The organism is Bradyrhizobium sp. SZCCHNR1015 (genome assembly GCF_032489875.1).
GTDB lineage: Bacteria > Pseudomonadota > Alphaproteobacteria > Rhizobiales > Xanthobacteraceae > Bradyrhizobium.
Map to the genome: position 1 here is coordinate 227,676 of NZ_JAUEYW010000004.1, position 17,262 is coordinate 244,937.

General features: G+C 66.5%; 14 protein-coding genes. 5 read left to right on the forward strand and 9 right to left on the reverse strand.

All coding sequences use genetic code 11. The features are described 5' to 3' along the window. The first annotated feature begins 78 nt into the window (after nucleotides 1-78). Nucleotides 79-648 (forward strand): nucleotidyltransferase family protein, encoded by a 570-nt coding sequence (locus QX128_RS09495; RefSeq protein WP_316237378.1) that lies wholly within the window; start codon nucleotides 79-81, stop codon nucleotides 646-648. 91 nt (nucleotides 649-739) lie between these two features. Here the strand turns inward: QX128_RS09495 and QX128_RS09500 are convergent, their stop codons facing one another. The 5 genes from QX128_RS09500 to QX128_RS09520 form a co-directional block, all read right to left on the reverse strand. Beyond that, complete coding sequence (locus QX128_RS09500) at nucleotides 740-1,456, reverse strand: cytochrome c biogenesis CcdA family protein (RefSeq protein WP_316237331.1); 717 nt, start codon at nucleotides 1,454-1,456, stop codon at nucleotides 740-742. A gap of 6 nt (nucleotides 1,457-1,462) precedes the next feature. Next, nucleotides 1,463-1,861, reverse strand: coding sequence for a thioredoxin family protein (locus QX128_RS09505; RefSeq protein WP_315801547.1), 399 nt, complete (start codon nucleotides 1,859-1,861; stop codon nucleotides 1,463-1,465). A 132-nt stretch (nucleotides 1,862-1,993) separates the two neighbouring features. Next, complete coding sequence (locus QX128_RS09510; RefSeq protein ID WP_315801766.1) at nucleotides 1,994-2,656, reverse strand: PAN domain-containing protein; 663 nt, start codon at nucleotides 2,654-2,656, stop codon at nucleotides 1,994-1,996. A 249-nt stretch (nucleotides 2,657-2,905) separates the two neighbouring features. Beyond that, nucleotides 2,906-4,276 (reverse strand): glutamate--cysteine ligase, encoded by a 1,371-nt coding sequence (locus QX128_RS09515; RefSeq protein ID WP_316181954.1) that lies wholly within the window; start codon nucleotides 4,274-4,276, stop codon nucleotides 2,906-2,908. A 96-nt stretch (nucleotides 4,277-4,372) separates the two neighbouring features. Then, a complete protein-coding gene (locus QX128_RS09520) occupies nucleotides 4,373-4,861 on the reverse strand; it encodes a helix-turn-helix domain-containing protein (RefSeq protein WP_315801549.1) in 489 nt (162 codons plus the stop codon). A gap of 145 nt (nucleotides 4,862-5,006) precedes the next feature. Here QX128_RS09520 and gstA point away from each other — a divergent pair, with 145 nt between their 5' ends. Continuing rightward, nucleotides 5,007-5,621: a glutathione transferase GstA gene (gstA, locus tag QX128_RS09525; RefSeq protein WP_315801550.1), complete on the forward strand. Its 615-nt coding sequence runs from the start codon at nucleotides 5,007-5,009 to the stop codon at nucleotides 5,619-5,621. A gap of 191 nt (nucleotides 5,622-5,812) precedes the next feature. Here the strand turns inward: gstA and QX128_RS09530 are convergent, their stop codons facing one another. The 4 genes from QX128_RS09530 to QX128_RS09545 all read right to left on the reverse strand — a co-directional run bounded on the left by QX128_RS09530 (nucleotide 5,813) and on the right by QX128_RS09545 (nucleotide 11,779). Next, nucleotides 5,813-8,026: a 3-hydroxyacyl-CoA dehydrogenase NAD-binding domain-containing protein gene (locus tag QX128_RS09530; RefSeq protein WP_316237332.1), complete on the reverse strand. Its 2,214-nt coding sequence runs from the start codon at nucleotides 8,024-8,026 to the stop codon at nucleotides 5,813-5,815. A gap of 140 nt (nucleotides 8,027-8,166) precedes the next feature. After that, the gene (locus QX128_RS09535; RefSeq protein ID WP_315801552.1) at nucleotides 8,167-9,375 is read right to left on the reverse strand and encodes an acetyl-CoA C-acetyltransferase; all 1,209 of its coding nucleotides are present in this window, start codon (nucleotides 9,373-9,375) and stop codon (nucleotides 8,167-8,169) included. Nucleotides 9,376-9,460: 85 nt separating this feature from the next. Then, on the reverse strand, nucleotides 9,461-11,251 hold the full coding sequence (locus tag QX128_RS09540) for an acyl-CoA dehydrogenase C-terminal domain-containing protein (RefSeq protein WP_315801553.1): 1,791 nt from the start codon (nucleotides 11,249-11,251) through the stop codon (nucleotides 9,461-9,463). Between the two features lie 129 nt (nucleotides 11,252-11,380). Next, nucleotides 11,381-11,779, reverse strand: a complete 399-nt coding sequence (locus QX128_RS09545) for a nuclear transport factor 2 family protein (RefSeq protein WP_315717936.1) — start codon at nucleotides 11,777-11,779, stop codon at nucleotides 11,381-11,383. A 137-nt stretch (nucleotides 11,780-11,916) separates the two neighbouring features. Between QX128_RS09545 and QX128_RS09550 the strand changes: the two genes are divergently transcribed. From QX128_RS09550 to QX128_RS09560, 3 genes are all read left to right on the forward strand, one after another. Beyond that, nucleotides 11,917-12,504, forward strand: a complete 588-nt coding sequence (locus QX128_RS09550) for a PadR family transcriptional regulator (RefSeq protein WP_315801554.1) — start codon at nucleotides 11,917-11,919, stop codon at nucleotides 12,502-12,504. Between the two features lie 188 nt (nucleotides 12,505-12,692). Continuing rightward, entirely contained in the window at nucleotides 12,693-16,214 is a 3,522-nt protein-coding gene (locus QX128_RS09555; protein ID WP_316237333.1) for a hypothetical protein, read from the forward strand. A gap of 155 nt (nucleotides 16,215-16,369) precedes the next feature. Continuing rightward, the gene (locus QX128_RS09560) at nucleotides 16,370-17,203 is read left to right on the forward strand and encodes a hypothetical protein (RefSeq protein ID WP_316237334.1); all 834 of its coding nucleotides are present in this window, start codon (nucleotides 16,370-16,372) and stop codon (nucleotides 17,201-17,203) included. Nucleotides 17,204-17,262: the final 59 nt, after the last annotated feature.

Below are 17,262 nucleotides of genomic sequence, written 5' to 3' on the forward strand. Positions count from 1 at the left end.
CGGCTTTTTCCCGCATCCGGTGCGGTGGGTGCAGCAATGTCCGCATGATCGGATGCCATTTGCATGCTATCCACGGGCATGACCGAAGAGGACTTCGTCGCGTCAGCGCTCCGCAATCCCGTCAACACGGCGATCCTGGATATGCTGCGCGTGACGACGCTGCCTGATGCGTGGATCGTCGCCGGCTGCCTGACCCAGACGGTCTGGAACGTGCGCACCGGCCGCCCGGTCGATCACGGCATCAACGACTACGATATCTTCTACTTCGATCCCGACACGTCGTGGGATGCCGAGGATGCGGTGATCCGGCGCATGGCATCCTGTCTCGATCGGGTCGATGCCAAAGTCGAAGTCCGCAATCAGGCGCGCGTGCATCTCTGGTATCCGACCAAGCACGGCCGGCCCTACCCTGCCGTGACACGGTCCACCGACGGCATCGATCGCTTCCTCACCGTGAACACGCAGGTCGGCATCCGACCGGCTTCTGGCGGCTACGAGGTCTATGCCCCCAAGGGCCTCGACGACATCGGCCAGATGATCGTGCGTCCGAACTATACGGCCAATTTCTCGGTGACGAACTACACGGCCAAGGCGGCGCGCTGGAAGGCACTGTGGCCGGAGATCACGGTGATCGCTCCTGAGGAATGATCCACGCGGATAGCAACAGCTCATTCCGGGGCGCGCGGAGCCACGCCCCGGAATGACACTGAGTTGTGGGTCCGCCTATGCAGCTCGGACGTTAGATCGACGTCGTCAGCTCCGTCAGCCACGCCGGCGAGACGGCGACCAGCCACGCCTCGAGCTGCTTGTCGACGCCGCTGAGGATCGCGACCGCGACGACGACGAAGGCCGCCCCCATCAGCATCTTGCCGAGCTTGCCGGCCGACAGCAGCCGCGCGCGCAGGCGTACCATGGTCGTTCGCGACAGCACCCCGAGCACGACCAGCGGCAGGCCGGCGCCGAGGCCGAAGGCCAGCATGGTCAGGCTCACCATCACGAGGTCGCGTCCCTGCGAGGCCAGCAGCGACGCCGCGCCCAAGGTCGGACCGACACAGGGCGACCACACCGCGCCGAGCAGCAGCCCGATCATGAACTGGCCGCCGGCGCCCGACGTTGCGAAGCCCTGGGAATGCCGGTCGGCCCAGCGCTGCACCGGGCCGCCGGCGACGGCGAGTTGCGCCTGCCAGGGCGGCACCAGCAGCACGACGCCGATCGCCAGCATGATGATCGCTGCGACAAGGCGGAACGCGCCGGTGTCGAGGCCGATGGAGTTGCCCGCGAGGGCGATGAACAGGCCGATGCCGGTGAAGGACAGCGCGAGGCCGGCCGCGAGCGCCAGCGCACCGCGCGGATGCGCGGAGGCCGCCGCGCCGAGCACGATCGGCACCAGCGGCAGCACGCAGGGCGACAGGATCGAGAGCAGGCCGGCCACGAAGGCCAGCAGCAGCGCGAGCATGATGCGCTACAGGCTCTTGTCGAGCAGCGCCGCGATCGAGGCTTCCTTGGTGTCGCCGACCGAACGTCCGGTCTCGGTGGTTCCCTTGAAGGTGATCAGGGTCGACTGCATCTGCGCGCCGAACGCTTTCACCACCGGCTTCATGTCGTCGAAGTCGACGCGGAAAATCTTGAGGTCCTTGAATTTGGGTTCTGCCGCGAGCTTGTCGATGATCGGCTTCTGCGCCTTGCAGGTCGGGCACCATCCGGCATGGATCTCGATCAGGATCGGCTGCCCAGCCGCTTGAGCAGCCTTGAAGGCGGCGTCCGAATAGGCGGTCTCGATGGCGGAGGCCGCCTTCAGCCCAGCGAAAGCAAACGTGGCAGCGACTGCTGCGGTGACGAAGAACCTGCGCGAAAACGTCATGACACACCCGATCTCTGCGTTGCGACAGGCAGCCGGCGGCGAAAGCCGTCCGGTGCCGTCGTTCAATACGCAGGAGACGGATGCAATGTTACCCGACGATGCAGAAAATCTGCGGGCCGGACGTTTGCCAGGTCAGCGAACGACGCCCGACGTGAAGCCCGCCTTGCGCCGCGGCGGCTTGATTTCCTTCTTCAGGAAGCAATGCGCCTCCTTGCCGGCATAGCCTGGTCGGGCGAAGGTCCAGGCGCGGCACTTGTTGTCGCCGGTGCAGGCGGCCTTGCAGATCTCCTCGGCGTCGGCGGCCTTTTCTTCCTTCTTGTCCACCGCCTTGTCGCCGCTGCTCTTGTCGCCCTTGTCGGCGGCCTTCTCGGCCTTGTCGCCGCCCTTCAGATCAGTGGTCTTGATGTCGAAGCTGCGGTAGTCGCCGCCGGGACGGTCGATCGACGTCTCGACCGCATCATTGCGGATCTCGACGACACCCGCGCCGCGCACGCCGGAAACGCAGCAATTATCCGGCACCCGCGACGGCACGCTGTTCTTCAGCCAGCACACCGCACCCGCTTCCATCACGGTCGGATAGCTGAAGCTCCAGGCGCGGCAGCGCCGGTCGTGCTCGCACAGCAGCGCGCAATCGGCCGGGTCGCCGGAGGCGATCGGCGCGCTCATGTAGTCGCCGCCGGGGCGATCGGAATAGGTCTGGGCTGAAGCCGGCGTCAGGCAGGCAGCCACGAACAGGCACGCCAGTGCCCTCAGCCATGCCCCGATGAAGCGCCCCACGCGCCGCCGCTGAACCATCCGACCCATTGTTAATGTTCGAGTTTTCTTGCGAGTTTTTAGGCAGTCATTTGATCGCCACGAACCTGTATGGCGGATGAACGGCCCGGACCGGGGGAGCTGCGGAAGGCAAAGCAGCGGTGCCCAGGCGCTGAATCGAACCTGAGACACAAATCGCAACAGAGAACAGGGGACCCGAGCCGCCGACCGCCTCAACGTGGAACAGGCGACGCAGCGAACCTGCGACGGCTGCAGGGACGGCCGTTCCGATCAGAACGCATATTCGTCGTAGGCCGGCTCGACCGAGCCGCCCCACGGGCCGTCGAACTTCTCCAGCATCTCCTCCGCCGGCGAGCGGCCGCAATCGATGATCTGATCGAGCGGCTCGAGATAGCGGCTCTCGTCGCGGCCATTCTGATCGACGCGGTTGCGGCGGCGCAGGCCGTGATGGGCGAGCGTCAGGCACTCCTTCGCCACCTCGAACACGTAGCGATTGCGGATGCGCGTCTTGAAGCCGAGGCGCGGCACGTCGTCGCGCAGGTTCTGGCGCTCGAACGCGGTCCAGTCCTTGACGAGGTCCCAGGCCGCATCGAGGCTGACATCGTCGTAGAGCAGGCCGACCCAGAACGCCGGCAGCGCCGGCAGCCGGCCCCATGGCACACCGTCGGCACCGCGCATTTCCAGGTAGCGCTTCAGACGCACCTCGGGGAAGATCGTCGAGAGGTGATTGGCCCAATCCGACAGCGTCGGCCGCTCGCCCGGCATCGCTGGGTTCTTGCCGGCGAAGAAGTCGCGGAACGAAGTGCCGGAAACGTCGATATAGGTCTCCTCGCGTTTCACGAAATACATCGGAACATCGAGCGCGTAGTCGACCCAGCGCTCGAAGCCCATGCCGTCCTCGAACGCCCACGGGATCATGCCCGAGCGCTGATTGTCGGTGTCGCGCCAGATCTCGGAACGGAACGACAGGAAGCCGTTCGGCTTGCCCTCGGTGAACGGCGAATTGGCGAACAGCGCGGTTGCGATCGGCTGCAACGCCACCGAGACCCTGAGCTTCTTGACCATGTCGGCTTCGGAGGAGAAGTCGAGATTGGTCTGCACGGTGCAGGTCCGGTACATCATGTCCAACCCGTAGCTGCCGACCTTCGGCATGTAGCTGGTCATGATCTTGTAGCGGCCCTTGGGCATCATCGGAATTTCGGCGCGCGACCAGGACGGCGTCATGCCCAGGCCGAGAAAGCCGATGCCGAGCGGGGTCGCGATCTCGCGCACCTGCGCCAGATGCGCCATCAGCTCCGCATGCGTCTGGTGCACGGTCTCGACCGGCGCGCCGGACAGCTCGAACTGGCCGCCGGGCTCCAGCGAGATGGCGCCGCCGCCGGTGACGTCATAGAGCCCGATGATGTTGCCGCGCTCCATGATCGGCTCCCAGCCGAGCAAGAGCTTCATGCCTTCGAGCAGCGCGCCGATGCCGCGCGCACCCTCGTAGGGGACCGGGCGGTGACCGTCGAGCGTGAACGGCGTCTTCTCGTGCTCGGTGCCGATGCGGAAGGCGGACGGCGGCTTCACGCCGGCGGCCAGCCAGGCCACGAGCTCGTCGCGCGACTGCAGCGGGGTCATATCGATCTGGTCACGCGCCATGGGAGTCTCGGTTCAGAAGCGCTTCGAGGGTCGCGCGTGGTGACAGGAAGGGCCGCGGACCCCAGGGGGCCGCGGATGTGAATGGGAACGGATGCTTCATCGGATCGCTGCGCCCTCTCCGGCCGCCAACGGAGCGGCCTGACCACAGGAGCAGCCGAGGCGATCCAGCAGCATGCAGAGCTTTGCGGCGTCGGTATCCGACAGCTTGGAGCCGACATGCTTCTCGATCGCGGCCGAATAGGCCGACCACATCCGCTTCTGCAGCTCGCGCCCGGCCTCGGTGATCTCGACGAACTGGCCGCGCTTGTCCATCTTGCATTCGCGCCGGACGACCAGACCTTCGTCGACCAGACGGTCGATCAGCCGGGAGGTGGAATATTGCGGGATCAGCATCTGCCGCTCCAGCTCGACCGGACGCAGCTCGCCGGAGGGCGCGCGCGACAGTTCGAGAAGCGCATCATACCATGCGAGCGGCGGGAACCCGGCCTTCTTCAGCTCCTGCTCGACGCAGTCCAGCACCCGGCTCTGGACCCGCATCAGGCGGATCCAGGCGGCGGTCGCCTCGGTCGATGGTTTGCGTTTCATGGGCCGGCTCGTATCCTCAGATGCGCAGTCTAGCGCATTCGATGCAGCTGCATCAATCTTGACTATTCCATGCATCTGCATGTAAAGGCGGATGTGGCGCCCCGACCGGTTCCACGAAGAAAAGGTCTCACGGAGGGAATACAAGATGAAGCTTTATTATTCACCCGGCGCCTGCTCGCTCTCGCCCCATATCGCCCTGCTCGAGGCCGGCCTGCCCTATGATCTGGTCAAGGTCGATCTGCGCGCCAAGACCCTGGAAAATGGCGACGATTATCTCAAGGTCAATCCGAAGGGCCAGGTGCCGGCCCTGGGGCTGCCGAGCGGCGAAATCGTGACCGAGGGACCGGTCATCGTCCAGATGATCGCCGACCAGGCCAAGGACAAGGGATTGGCGCCGGCGCGCGACAGCGGCGAGCGCTACAAGCTGCTGGAGTGGCTGAACTTCATCACCTCCGAGCTGCACAAGAACTTCGGCCCGATGTTCTCTCCCGTGCTCGCCGACGAGGCCAAGGCGTTCTTCAAGGACCGGGTGATGGGCAAGTTCAAGTACATCGACGGCCAGCTCGCCGGCCGCGACTACCTGATGGGCAGCCAGTTCACGGTGGCCGACGGCTATCTGTTCACCATCCTGACCTGGGCCGACCGGATGAAGTTCGACCTGTCGGCGATGCCGAATCTCGTGGCCTACAAGAACCGCGTCGCGGCCCGCCCCAAGGTGCAGGAAGCGCTGACCAAGGAAGGGCTGATGAAGGCGGGGTGAGTTCTACGTTGAAAGAACTCACGACTGCACCTCGGGCGGTCTGTTCTCTCCCCCCTTGTGGGAGAGAGATAGAAAGGGGGGTAGCCACACGGACCGGCGCCTGTGGCTATCCCCCTCCCTAACCCTCCCCCACAAGGGGGGAGGGAACGTATAGCGAGCGCGGCTCGCTTCCGTGTTAGCTAACCCGAGTGCTAAGCCGCCACCTTCTTCGGCGGGAAGCGGCCGTAGAAGGTTTCGCCCTTGGCGGCCATCTCCTCCAGGAGCTTCGGCGGCGCGAAGCGCGAGCCGTACTTCGCCGTGAAGGTGTGGCACAGCTCGACGAACTTCTTGGTGCCCATGAAGTCGATGTAGGACAGCGTGCCGCCGGTGAACGGCGCGAAGCCGAAGCCGAGGATCGAGCCGACATCGGCCTCGCGCACGTCGGTGATGACGTGATCCTCGACCGTGCGCGCGGCTTCGACCGCCTGCACCACCAGGAAGCGCTGCTTCAGCTCCTCGACATCCAGCGTATCCGGATCGAGATGCTTCGGCTGCAGCTTGGCCAGATCCGGCCACAGGCTCTTCTGACCCTTGCCCTTCTCGGGATAGTCATAGAAGCCCTTCGCGTTCTTGCGGCCGAAGCGGCCCTGCTTCTCGACCAGCTCGACCATCAGCTTCTTGTGGTCCTGGTTGATCGCGTTGGGGCCGAGATCGTGCTCGGTCGCCTTCATGATCTTCAGGCCGAGATCGAGCGCGACCTCGTCCGACAGCGACAGCGGGCCGACCGGCATGCCGGCCATCTTGGCCGCGTTCTCGATCATCGCCGGCGGCACGCCTTCGAGGAACATCTCGTTGCCCTCGGCGATGTAGCGCATCACGCAGCGGTTGGCGAAGAAGCCGCGGGAGTCGTTGACGACGATCGGGGTCTTGCCGATGGTGCGGACATAATCCAGCGCGGTCGCCAGCGCGACGTCGCCGGTGGCCTTGCCCATGATGATCTCGACCAGCATCATCTTCTCGACCGGCGAGAAGAAGTGGATGCCGATGAAGCGGCCCTGGTCCTTGAACTCCTCGGCCAGCGAGGTGATCGGCAAAGTCGAGGTGTTCGACGCGAAGATCGCGCCGTCCTTCAGGTGCTGTTGCGCCTTGGCATAGGTCTCGGCCTTGACCTTGCGGTCCTCGAACACGGCCTCGATGACGAGATCGCAATCCTTCAGCGCGGCGTAGTCGGCGGTGGCGGTGATGCGGCCCATGATCGCCTCGGCCTCGCCCGGCTTGGCGCGGCCCTTCTTGACGAGGCCATCGATCACGCTCTGCGCATGCGCCTTGCCCTTGTCGGCACTCTCCTGGTCGCGATCGATCAGCACCACCTCGAGGCCGCCGCGCGCCGAGACGTAGCCGACGCTGGCGCCCATGAAGCCGGCGCCGATCACGGCGATCTTCTTCAGCTTGGTCGCGGGCACGTCGGCCGGACGACGCGCGCCCTTGTTCAATTCCTGCATCGACAGGAACAGGCTGCGGATCATCGCCGCCGCTTCCTTGGAGCGCAGGATCTTGGTGAAGTAGCGCGACTCGACCCGCAACGCGGCGTCGATCGGCAACTGCAGGCCCTCATACACGCAGCTCATGATGGCGCGCGCGGCCGGATAGTTGTCGTAGGTCTCGCGGCGATAGATGGCGTTGCCGGCCGGGAACATCATCATGCCGTTCTTCGAGAACACCGGGCCGCCGGGCAGCTTGAAGCCCTTCTCGTCCCACGGCTGAACCGCCTTGCCGCCACCCTTGATCCAGTCCTTGGCCGCCTTGATGAGATCCGCGGCCGGCACGATCGCATCGACCAGCTTGAGCGCCTTGGCTTTGTCCAGCGTCAGCGCTTCGCCCTTCAGCAGCAGGTTCATGGCGTCCTGCGGCTGCACGATGCGCGGCACGCGCTGGGTGCCGCCGGCGCCGGGGAACAGGCCGACCTTGATCTCGGGCAGGCCGAGGCGGGTCTTCGGGTTCTCGGCCGCGACGCGGTAGTGGCACGACAGGGTGATCTCGAAGCCGCCGCCGAGCGCGAGGCCGTTGATCGCGGCGACCCACGGCTTGCCCGAGGTCTCCATCGACCGGTTGATCTGCGAGAAGCGCCGGCTGGTGTCGAACAGCATCTGGTTGGCGGCTTCCTCACCCTTGCTCTTCAGCACATCCGCATAGATGCGGTTCATGCCTTCGAGCATGGACAGATCGGCGCCGGCGCAGAACGCCTCCTTGGCCGAGGTGATGACGACGCCCTTGATGGCGGCGTCGGCGGTGGTCTGCTTGACGATGGCCTCGAGCTCGTTGGTCGAGGTCTCGTCCAGCACGTTCATCGAACGGCCCGGAATGTCCCAGGTGATCAGCGCAATGCCGTCGGCATCGGTTTCGAGCTTGAAGTTCTTGAAGGCCATATGGATCTCCCTCGGTGCCAGCAGCCAGTCGGCGCGGCGTTGTCCTGTATTCGTCGATCGTAGGGTGGGTTAGCGCAGCGTAACCCACCGCCTCTCGCAACACGGCGGGTTACGCCTCCGGCTAACCCGCCCTACGGCTGTCACACCCGCTCGATGATGGTCGCGGTGCCCATGCCGCCGCCGATGCACAGCGTCACCAGCGCGGTCGCCTTGCCGGTGCGCTCGAGCTCGTCGAGCACGGTGCCGAGGATCATCGCGCCGGTGGCGCCCAGGGGATGGCCGAGCGCAATCGCACCACCATTGACGTTGATCTTGTCCTTGTCGATCTCGAACGCCTGCATGTAACGCAGCACGACCGAGGCGAAGGCTTCGTTGAGCTCGAACAGGTCGATGTCCGACTTCTTCATGCCGGAGCGCTCGAACAGCTTCTCGGTGACATCGACCGGGCCCGTCAGCATCATCGCGGGCTCCGAGCCGATATTGGCGAAGGCGCGGATTTTCGCGCGCGGCTTCATGCCATACTTCGCGCCTGCCTCCTTGCTGCCGAGCAGCACCGCACCGGCGCCGTCGACGATGCCGGAGGAGTTGCCAGCGTGATGCACGTAGTTGACGCGCTCGATCTCCGGATGCGACTGGATCGCCACTGCGTCGAAGCCGCCCATCTGCGCCATCTGCACGAACGACGGCTGCAACTGCGCCAGCGACTGCATCGTCGTCGACGGACGCATGTGCTCGTCCTTGGCGAGGATGGTCAGGCCGTTGATGTCCTTGACCGGCACAACCGACTTGTCGAAGCGGCCTTCCTCCCAGGACTTCGCGGCGCGCTGCTGGCTCTGGACCGCATAGGCGTCGACGTCGTCGCGCGAGAAGCCGTATTTGGTCGCGATCAGGTCCGCCGAGACGCCCTGCGGCATGAAGTAGGCGGGCACCGCCATCGACGGATCCATCGGCCAGGCACCGCCGGAAGCACCGATGCCGACGCGGCTCATCGATTCCGCACCGCCGCCGATGACCAGCTCATGCTGGCCGCTCATGATCTGCGCCGCGGCGAAGTTCACGGCGTCAAGGCCGGAGGCGCAGAAGCGGCTGATCTGAATGCCCGGAACGGCATCGCCGAGACCCGCATTCAGCGCGGCGAAGCGCGCGATGTCGGAGCCGGCCTCGCCGACCGGATCGACCACGCCGAGCACGACGTCGTCGACCGCGTCCTCAGGGATGTTGTTGCGGTCCTTCAGCGCCTTCAGCGGCACGGTGGCGAGCGCGAGCGCGGTCACCTCATGCAGGCTGCCGTCGGCCTTGCCGCGGCCGCGGGGAGTCCGTACGTGGTCGTAGATAAAGGCCTCAGGCATCACGCCCTCCTCATCTGGTCCAATTTGTCGTTGTCAGCATGGAACGATAGCCGGCACGCGGTGCGCACCGGCCTTTGCTCCGAAATCAGAAGGCTTCCGCCGGCAGTTCCATCACGGTCGCGCAGCCGGCCTGGAGGCGGGCGAGATGCGCCGCCGTCTCGGGCAGCACGCGCTCCATGAAGAAGCGGCCCGTCACCAGCTTGGTGGTGAGATAGGTCGAGCTGTCGCCGGCCGCAATCTTGTCCTGCGCGACCTTGGCCATCTTCGCCCACATGTAGCCGAAGGTGACCAGCGCAAAGAGATGCATGTAGTCGGTCGCGGCGGCGCCGGCATTGTCCGGCTTGGTCATCGCGTTCTGCATCAGCCAGGTCGTGGCCTGCTGCAGATGGCCGAGCGCGGTCGACAAGGGAGCTACGAACGGCTTCATCGCGTCATTGCCGCCCTGCTCCTTGGCGAAGGTCCCGACCTCGTTGAAGAACGCCATCACCGCACGGCCGCCGTCACGCGGCAGCTTGCGGCCGACGAGATCCAGCGCCTGGATGCCGTTGGCGCCTTCGTAGATCATGGCGATACGGGCATCGCGCACGAACTGCTCCATGCCGTGCTCGGCGATGTAGCCGTGGCCGCCATACATCTGCTGCGCCTGGACGGCGTTGGCGAAGCCCATGTCGGTCATGTAGCCCTTCATGACCGGCGTCATCAGGCCCATGTGGTCGTCGGCCGCCTGGCGGTCCTTCGGGTCAGCCGAGCGGTGCGCGACGTCGCTCTTCAGCGAGGTCCACACCACCATCGCGCGCGCGGCCTCGTTGAAGGCGCGGATCGACAGCAGGGTGCGGCGCACGTCGGGATGCACGATGATCGGATCGGCGGCCTTGTCCGGCGCCTTGGCGCCGGTCAGCGAGCGGCCCTGGATGCGCTCGCGCGCATAGGCCACCGCGTTCTGATAGGCGACCTCGGATTGCGCGAGACCCTGCACGGCGACGCCGAGCCGGGCCTCGTTCATCATCACGAACATGCCCTGCATGCCCTTGTTCTCTTCGCCAATCAGCCAGCCGGTGGCGTTGTCGTAGTTCATCACACAGGTCGAGTTGCCGTGGATGCCCATCTTGTGCTCGATCGAGCCGCAGCTGACGCCATTGCGCGCACCGACCGAGCCGTCGGCGTTGACCATGAACTTCGGCACCACGAACAGCGACACGCCCTTGATGCCGGCCGGCGCACCCTCGATGCGGGCGAGCACGAGGTGGATGATGTTGTCCGCGAGGTCATGCTCGCCCGCGGAGATGAAAATCTTGGTGCCGGAGATCTTGAAGCTGCCGTCGGCCTGGCGCACCGCCTTGGTGCGCAAGAGACCGAGATCGGTGCCGCAATGCGGCTCGGTCAGGTTCATGGTGCCGGTCCATTCGCCGGCGACCATCTTCGGCACGTAGGTCTTCTTCTGCTCCTCATTGCCGTGCACGATGAGCGCCGCCGTCGCGCCCATCGTAAGGCCGCCATACATGGAAAAGGCCATGTTGGCGGAGCACTGGAACTCGTTGACGGTCTGGCTGAGCGTCACCGGCAGGCCCTGGCCGCCATATTCGGTCGGTGCCGACAGGCCGAGCCAGCCGCCCTCGACGATCTGCTTGTAGGCGTCCTTGAAGCCCTTCGGCGTTGTCACGCTGCCGTCGTCATGGCGCTTGCAGCCCTCGAGATCGCCCACGCGATTCAGCGGGTGCAGAACCTCTTCGGCGAGCTTGGCGGCTTCGCCGAGGATCGCCTCGCGGACATCGGCCGAGGCATCGGAGAAGCCCGGCAGATTGTCGTAGCGGTCGATCTGGAACACGTCGTTGAGCAGGAAGGTGACATCTTCCACGGGGGCTTTGTAGATCGGCATCGGCGTCTCCGGCAGGAAGGCTGAAGTTTCAGACTGGGATTTCCACGGACGCGGCAGACAATGCAGGCCGCGGACTGTAGCGGGTTTGAGGCACTTGCGGCAGCCGTCACGTTGCGGCCGTCGGTCACGTCACGACGGCTTGCTCATCGCGGCGAGCTGTTCGCCCATCAGGCGGTGCAGCAGGTTGATCGCCTTGAGCGGGCGCACCATGACCTTGAAATGGGTGATCAGACCGGCGTCGTCGAAGCTGATGATGTCGACGCCGTTGAGCTTGATGCCTTCGATCTCGTTCTCGAATTCGAGCACGGCGCCCGTGGCGTTACGCCACTCCCCGACATACTTGAATCCGGGACCGCCCAGGACTTTCTCAGCACTTGCGAGGTATTTGAAGGTGATGTCGCGGCCGCGCTGCGGCGTATGCACGACGGGACTTTCGAACACGGCGTCCGGGTGCAGCAGCTCCCGCAAAGCGCCGAGATCGTGAGACCTCATATAGCCGTACCATCCATCGAGGCCGGTCATTGTCATTGGGCGTCTCCTCGGGGCGGAACAGGCCAGCACCACGACCACCCCATATGCACATTGACGCATATGCGCCAGTGTGCATAATGTCAAGCGTGGAGCGGGGCAGAACACGATCAGAAAAACGGGAGCAGTTTCCGGCCATGGCCCTCGGCGACGCCATCCTCGCCTGCCTCACCGAACATCCGATGACGGGCTACGAGCTCGCCAAGACGTTCGACTCCTCGATCGGCTTCTTCTGGAAGACCGACCACCAGCAGATCTATCGCGAGCTGTCGCGGCTGCGCGACCGCGGCTACATCCAGGGTCGCGAGGTGGTGCAGACCGGCAAGCCCAACAAGCTGGTCTACACGTTGACCCCCGAGGGCCGCGCGGCGTTCCGCAGCTGGGCGGCGCGGCCGAGCACACCGGCCTCGACGAAGGACGATCTTCTCGTCCGGCTCTATGCACTGGGCGCCGCCGACATCGGGCCGATCCGGGCCGACCTGATGGCGCGGCTGGAACATCATCGCGACCGCGCCGAGCGCTACGACCGCATCCTCAAGAAGCATTACGCTGATGGCAGCGTCGCCCCTGCCGATATGGGCAAGCTTCTCAACCTGCGGCTCGGACTGCGCCACGAGCGCATGGTGGCGGAATGGTGCGAAGAGGCGATCACCGCGCTGTCGACGATATCCGGCGCGAGCAGCGTGCGGCCGCTCGATCCATCATCACGCGAAAATGCCGGCTGATACGCGCCGTTTGACAGCGCAAAACTTCTGACCGCGCCGGCGGTAAACTTAACGCGTTATTTACCGTAAAAGTCAAAAGTCGGGACCTGGAGCAGACGATCTGCGCGGACCCGTTCATGTTCATGTCCGGGACGCGTGGGGAGGCTGGAGGCGCTTGGTGGAGCGCTGGAAGCGGAACCGGACGAGACATGAATTCGCGCGTACCGTGGAGTAATGAAGGCATCGACCCGTCCGTCCGTGAAAGGGCCGAGGCCGCGGCGCAACGCGCCGGCATGACGCTGAACGACTGGATCAACTCCACGCTCGGCGCATCGGCCCCGCCCGATTTCCGCGGCAGCCCCGCGCCACGCAGCACGCCGACCGTCAGCCGCGATGCCCGCGAGGTGACCGACATCCATCAGCGGCTCGACTCCATCGCACGGCAGATCGAGCAGATGTCGCGCCCCGTCGCGCGCAAGGATGCGCCGCGCGACGAGCAGGGCGTCGCGCGCCAGCTCAACGACGCGATCTCGCGGCTCGACGCCCGCCTGTCACAGATCTCGACGCCGCTGCGCAAGCCGGACACCGAGGACCGCTATCGTGGTCCTGACGGCGTCGAGCGCGCCGCCGCACAGCTCTACCGGCCGGCCCAGGCGCTCAGCGCAGGCTCGTTCGACGTGGCCGTCGCCGAAATCAGCGCCCGCCAGAGCGAGCTCGACAATGCGCGCCCGCTGCCGCCGCACCAGGCGCCGCCGACCGCGCCTGCCATGGCATCCGCAGCAGCGCCGCTGATGACCCCGATCAGCGCGCCGCTGACGCCGCCGCAACCGGCGGCACCCACTCCCGATTTCTCGCTGCTCGAACGCCATCTGCTGAAGATCACGAGCCAGATCGAGGCGCTGCATCGCCCCGAGGACGGCATCGAGCAGTCGATCGCCGGCTTCCGCAACGAGCTCTCCGAGATCCGTCACGCCATTACCGAGGCGATGCCGCGCCGCGCGATCGAGTCGATCGAGAACGAGATCCGCTCGCTGTCGCGCCGCATCGACGAGAACCGCAACACCGGCGTCGACGGCCAGGCTCTGGCCGGCATCGAGCGCGCGCTGACCGACATCCGCGAGGTCGTCGGCTCGCTGAAGCCTGCCGAGCAGCTCGCCGTCTATGACGAGGCGATCCGCAATCTCGGCGCCAAGCTCGACCTGATCCTGCGCGCCAATGACGACCCCGGCACCGTGCAGCAGCTCGAAAGCGCCATCGCGGCGCTGCGTGCGATCGTCGCCAATGTCGCCTCCAACGACGCGCTGGAACGGCTGTCGGACGATCTCCGCCAGCTGTCGTCGAAGGTCGACCAGGTCACGCAGGCGCGCGACGATCACGACTCGTTCCACGAGTCGTTTGCGGCGCTCGAACAGCGCATCGCCGCGCTGACCTCGACCCTGGAGAGCCGCGAGCCGCCGGCGGCCGCGCCCGACAACACCGCCCAGATCGAGGACGCGCTGCGCGGCCTGTCCGACCGGATCGACCGCCTGCAGGTCGGCAGCGACGGCTCATCGGCGATCACGCATCTCGAACAGCGGATCAGCTACCTGCTGGAGCGGCTCGAAGCCGCCAACGACCCGCGCGGCGGCAACATGACCCGGGTCGAGGATGGCCTGCAGGACATCCTGCGCTATCTCGAACGGCAGCAGGCGACCTTCGCAGCGCTGGCGGAGAGCCGGTCGCAGCGCGAAACGTCGCAGGACGGCGGCCTGATCGACATGGTCAAGCGCGAGCTGTCCGACATCCGCTTCAGCCAGACCGAGACCGACCGCAACACCCAGGACTCGCTCGAGGCCGTCCACAACACGCTGGGGCACGTCGTCGACCGCCTCGCCATGATCGAAGGCGACCTGCGCAATGTGCGCGCCACCGCGAGCCCGCCGGCCGCGCTGCCGCCGCTGGCGCCGCCAATCGAGTCGCCGATGCCGGCCGCACGCGCGACGGCGCCCCAGGCCTATGCCGAGCCGGCCAGGCCAGAGCCTGCCTACCGCCCGGAGCTGCCCAATCCGGCGGCCGAGGAGCCAGCGGGACAGATTGTCGCTCCGGCCGCGGGTCAACAGGCGTTCGCAGCGGCCTCGCGCGACTTCCACGCCGCGCAGGCGCCATCGGCTGCCATGCCGCCGCCGATTCCGCCGAAGGCGATCGCCGACATCCTGGAGCCGCACGCAGCGCAGGCGCCCCGCCCGACCGTCATCGTCCCCGAGCTGCCACCGGATCATCCGCTCGAACCCGGCACCCGTCCGCCTGGCCGGACCGCATCGCCCGCCGAGCGGATCGCCGCGTCCGAGGATGCCCTGAGCGAGCTTCCCGCCGGCAAGCGGGAGCCGGTATCGACATCGAGCTTCATCGCGGCTGCGCGCCGCGCGGCGCAGGCCGCGGCGGCGGCACAGCCTGTGGACGCCAAGAAGGCGAAGAAGGACAAGCCGAAGGACAAGGCCAAGGAGCCGCCGAAAGACCTCCCCAAGGACGTCGCCAGCGACGCTGTCAAGCCCAAGGCCAAACCCAAGGACAAGCCGACGTTCGCTCTCACCGCCGAGGGCGACGAAGAGGTCTCGACCATCGGGTCGAAGATCCGTTCGCTCCTGGTCGGTGCAAGCGTCGTGGTGATCGTGCTCGGCACCTTCAAATTCGCGATGTCGCTGCTCGACAGCGGCAGCACGCCGCCGCCGATCTCGCCGATGGAGACTCAGGGCGAGGCGCCGCGCGCGCAGATGCCGTCGGCCTCGCCGAGCCTGTCGCCGCGGCCGACGACGCCCGACCAGAGCGCGCCGTCGTTGACCTCGCCGACGCCGCTCGACCGTCAGTCCTACAATCGGGCCATGCCGAGCGAAGCGGAGACGATCGCGATGCTCGCGATCCCGCAGGACGTCGAAAAGCCAGCCACCTTACCCGCTGCCGTCCCTACTGACGTCACCGGCACGATCCCCACCGCTGCCAACGGCCAGAAGCTCGGTTTGGTGCAGGTGCCCGCCTCCGAGAAGCTGCCCGATGCCATCGGCGGACTGGCGCTGCGCAATGCCGCACTGAAGGGTGATCCGACCGCCGCCTACGAAGTCGGCGTGCGCTTTGCCGAGGGCAAGGGTGTCGCGGCGAACTATGAGGAAGCCGCGAAGTGGTATGACCGCGCGGCGCAGGCCGGGCTGATCCCGGCGGTCTTCCGTCTCGGCACCTTCTACGAGAAGGGCCTCGGCGTGAAGAAGGACGCCGACATCGCCCGCCGCTACTACGTGGTCGCCGCCGAGCGCGGCAATGCCAAGGCGATGCACAATCTCGCCGTGCTGGACGCCGACGGCGGCGGCAAGGGCGCGAACTACAAGAGCGCCTCGCAATGGTTCCGCAAGGCCGCCGAGCGCGGCGTCGCCGATAGCCAGTTCAACCTCGGCATTCTCTATGCCCGTGGCATCGGCGTCGAACAGAACCTCGCCGAATCCTACAAATGGTTCACCCTGGCCGCAGCGCAGGGTGACGTCGACGCAGGGCGCAAGCGCGACGATGTCGCCAAGCGGCTCGATGTCCAGTCGCTCGCCGCGGCCAAGCTCGCGATCCAGACCTTCACGGTCGAACCGCAGCCCGACGACGCCGTGAACGTGCCGGCGCCCGCCGGCGGCTGGGATGGCACGCAGGCGATCGCGAAGGCTGCCGCCGCCAAGGCGGCCCTGGCGAAGCGCGCGGCGGCGACGCCGCCGCGCTGACACGGGTATAGCGCCCCCTCTCGACATGGACGAGCGCTCGCGCGCAGCCCAAAAAAATCCTCCCGGCTTGCGATCGCGCCGCCATAGTGTCGCGCGGTCGATCGATATAGGTTGTCGCGGCGGATCATCACGAGCGCCGCGAGGAGCATCGACAGGTGTCAGCGGGGAACGAACAACAGGACGGCGCGCACTTCCTGCAGTCGCCGACGGGGCCCCGCGTGCCGCCGCGGACCACGGCGAACGTCGCCGCTGCTCCGCCTCCTCGCCAACGAATGCAGCACGTGACCGACGGCTATCCTGCGGCGTTCCGATGGCGCCGGCTGGCTACCGTCATCTTCTTCGTTGCAATCGTGCTCGGCGGGGGCATTCGCGCCTACCGCGACCTGTCGCGGCCTGACGCCTGGTCGTTCTGGAAGGATCAGTACATTTCGCCAAGTCTGTCGGCGGCGCTGGTCGCCGACCCCGTCCTTGCCGGGCTGGGCGACAGGCGCGCCGTGCTCGCCGTCAGCGGCCCCATCGGACCAGCGGCGGCCGGCTGGCTGCGTGAGCGGATCAGCGAGGCCCGTCTCAAGCCGGGTGACGTGATCCTGCTGTCCTCGCCCGGTGGCAACCTCGACCAGGGGGTGCTGATGGGCGAGATCATCCGCGCCCACGGACTCGCGACCGCCGTCGGCGTGGCCGACAACGGCGGCCGCATCCGTCCGGGCTTCTGCGCCAGCGCCTGCGTGTTCGCCTTTGCCGGCGGGCAGACCCGCTACGGCCTCGATGGTTCGGCGCTCGGCGTGCACCGCTTCACGTCTGAGGCCCGCGGCGCTGACGCGGTCGCCGACACCCAGCGCGTCACCGGTGCCATCCTCGGCTACATGACGCGCATGGGCGTATCGTCGCAGGTCATCGAGGCGATGTCGCAGACCCGCGACATCCGCTGGCTCGATCCGAGCGATGCCGAGGCCATGAGGCTGGTGACCGCGCAGCTCAAGGCCCTTTGACCGAGCCCTCAGAACCCCACGCTCGGCGTCGGCGGATGTGACTTCGGGCGGGAATGACT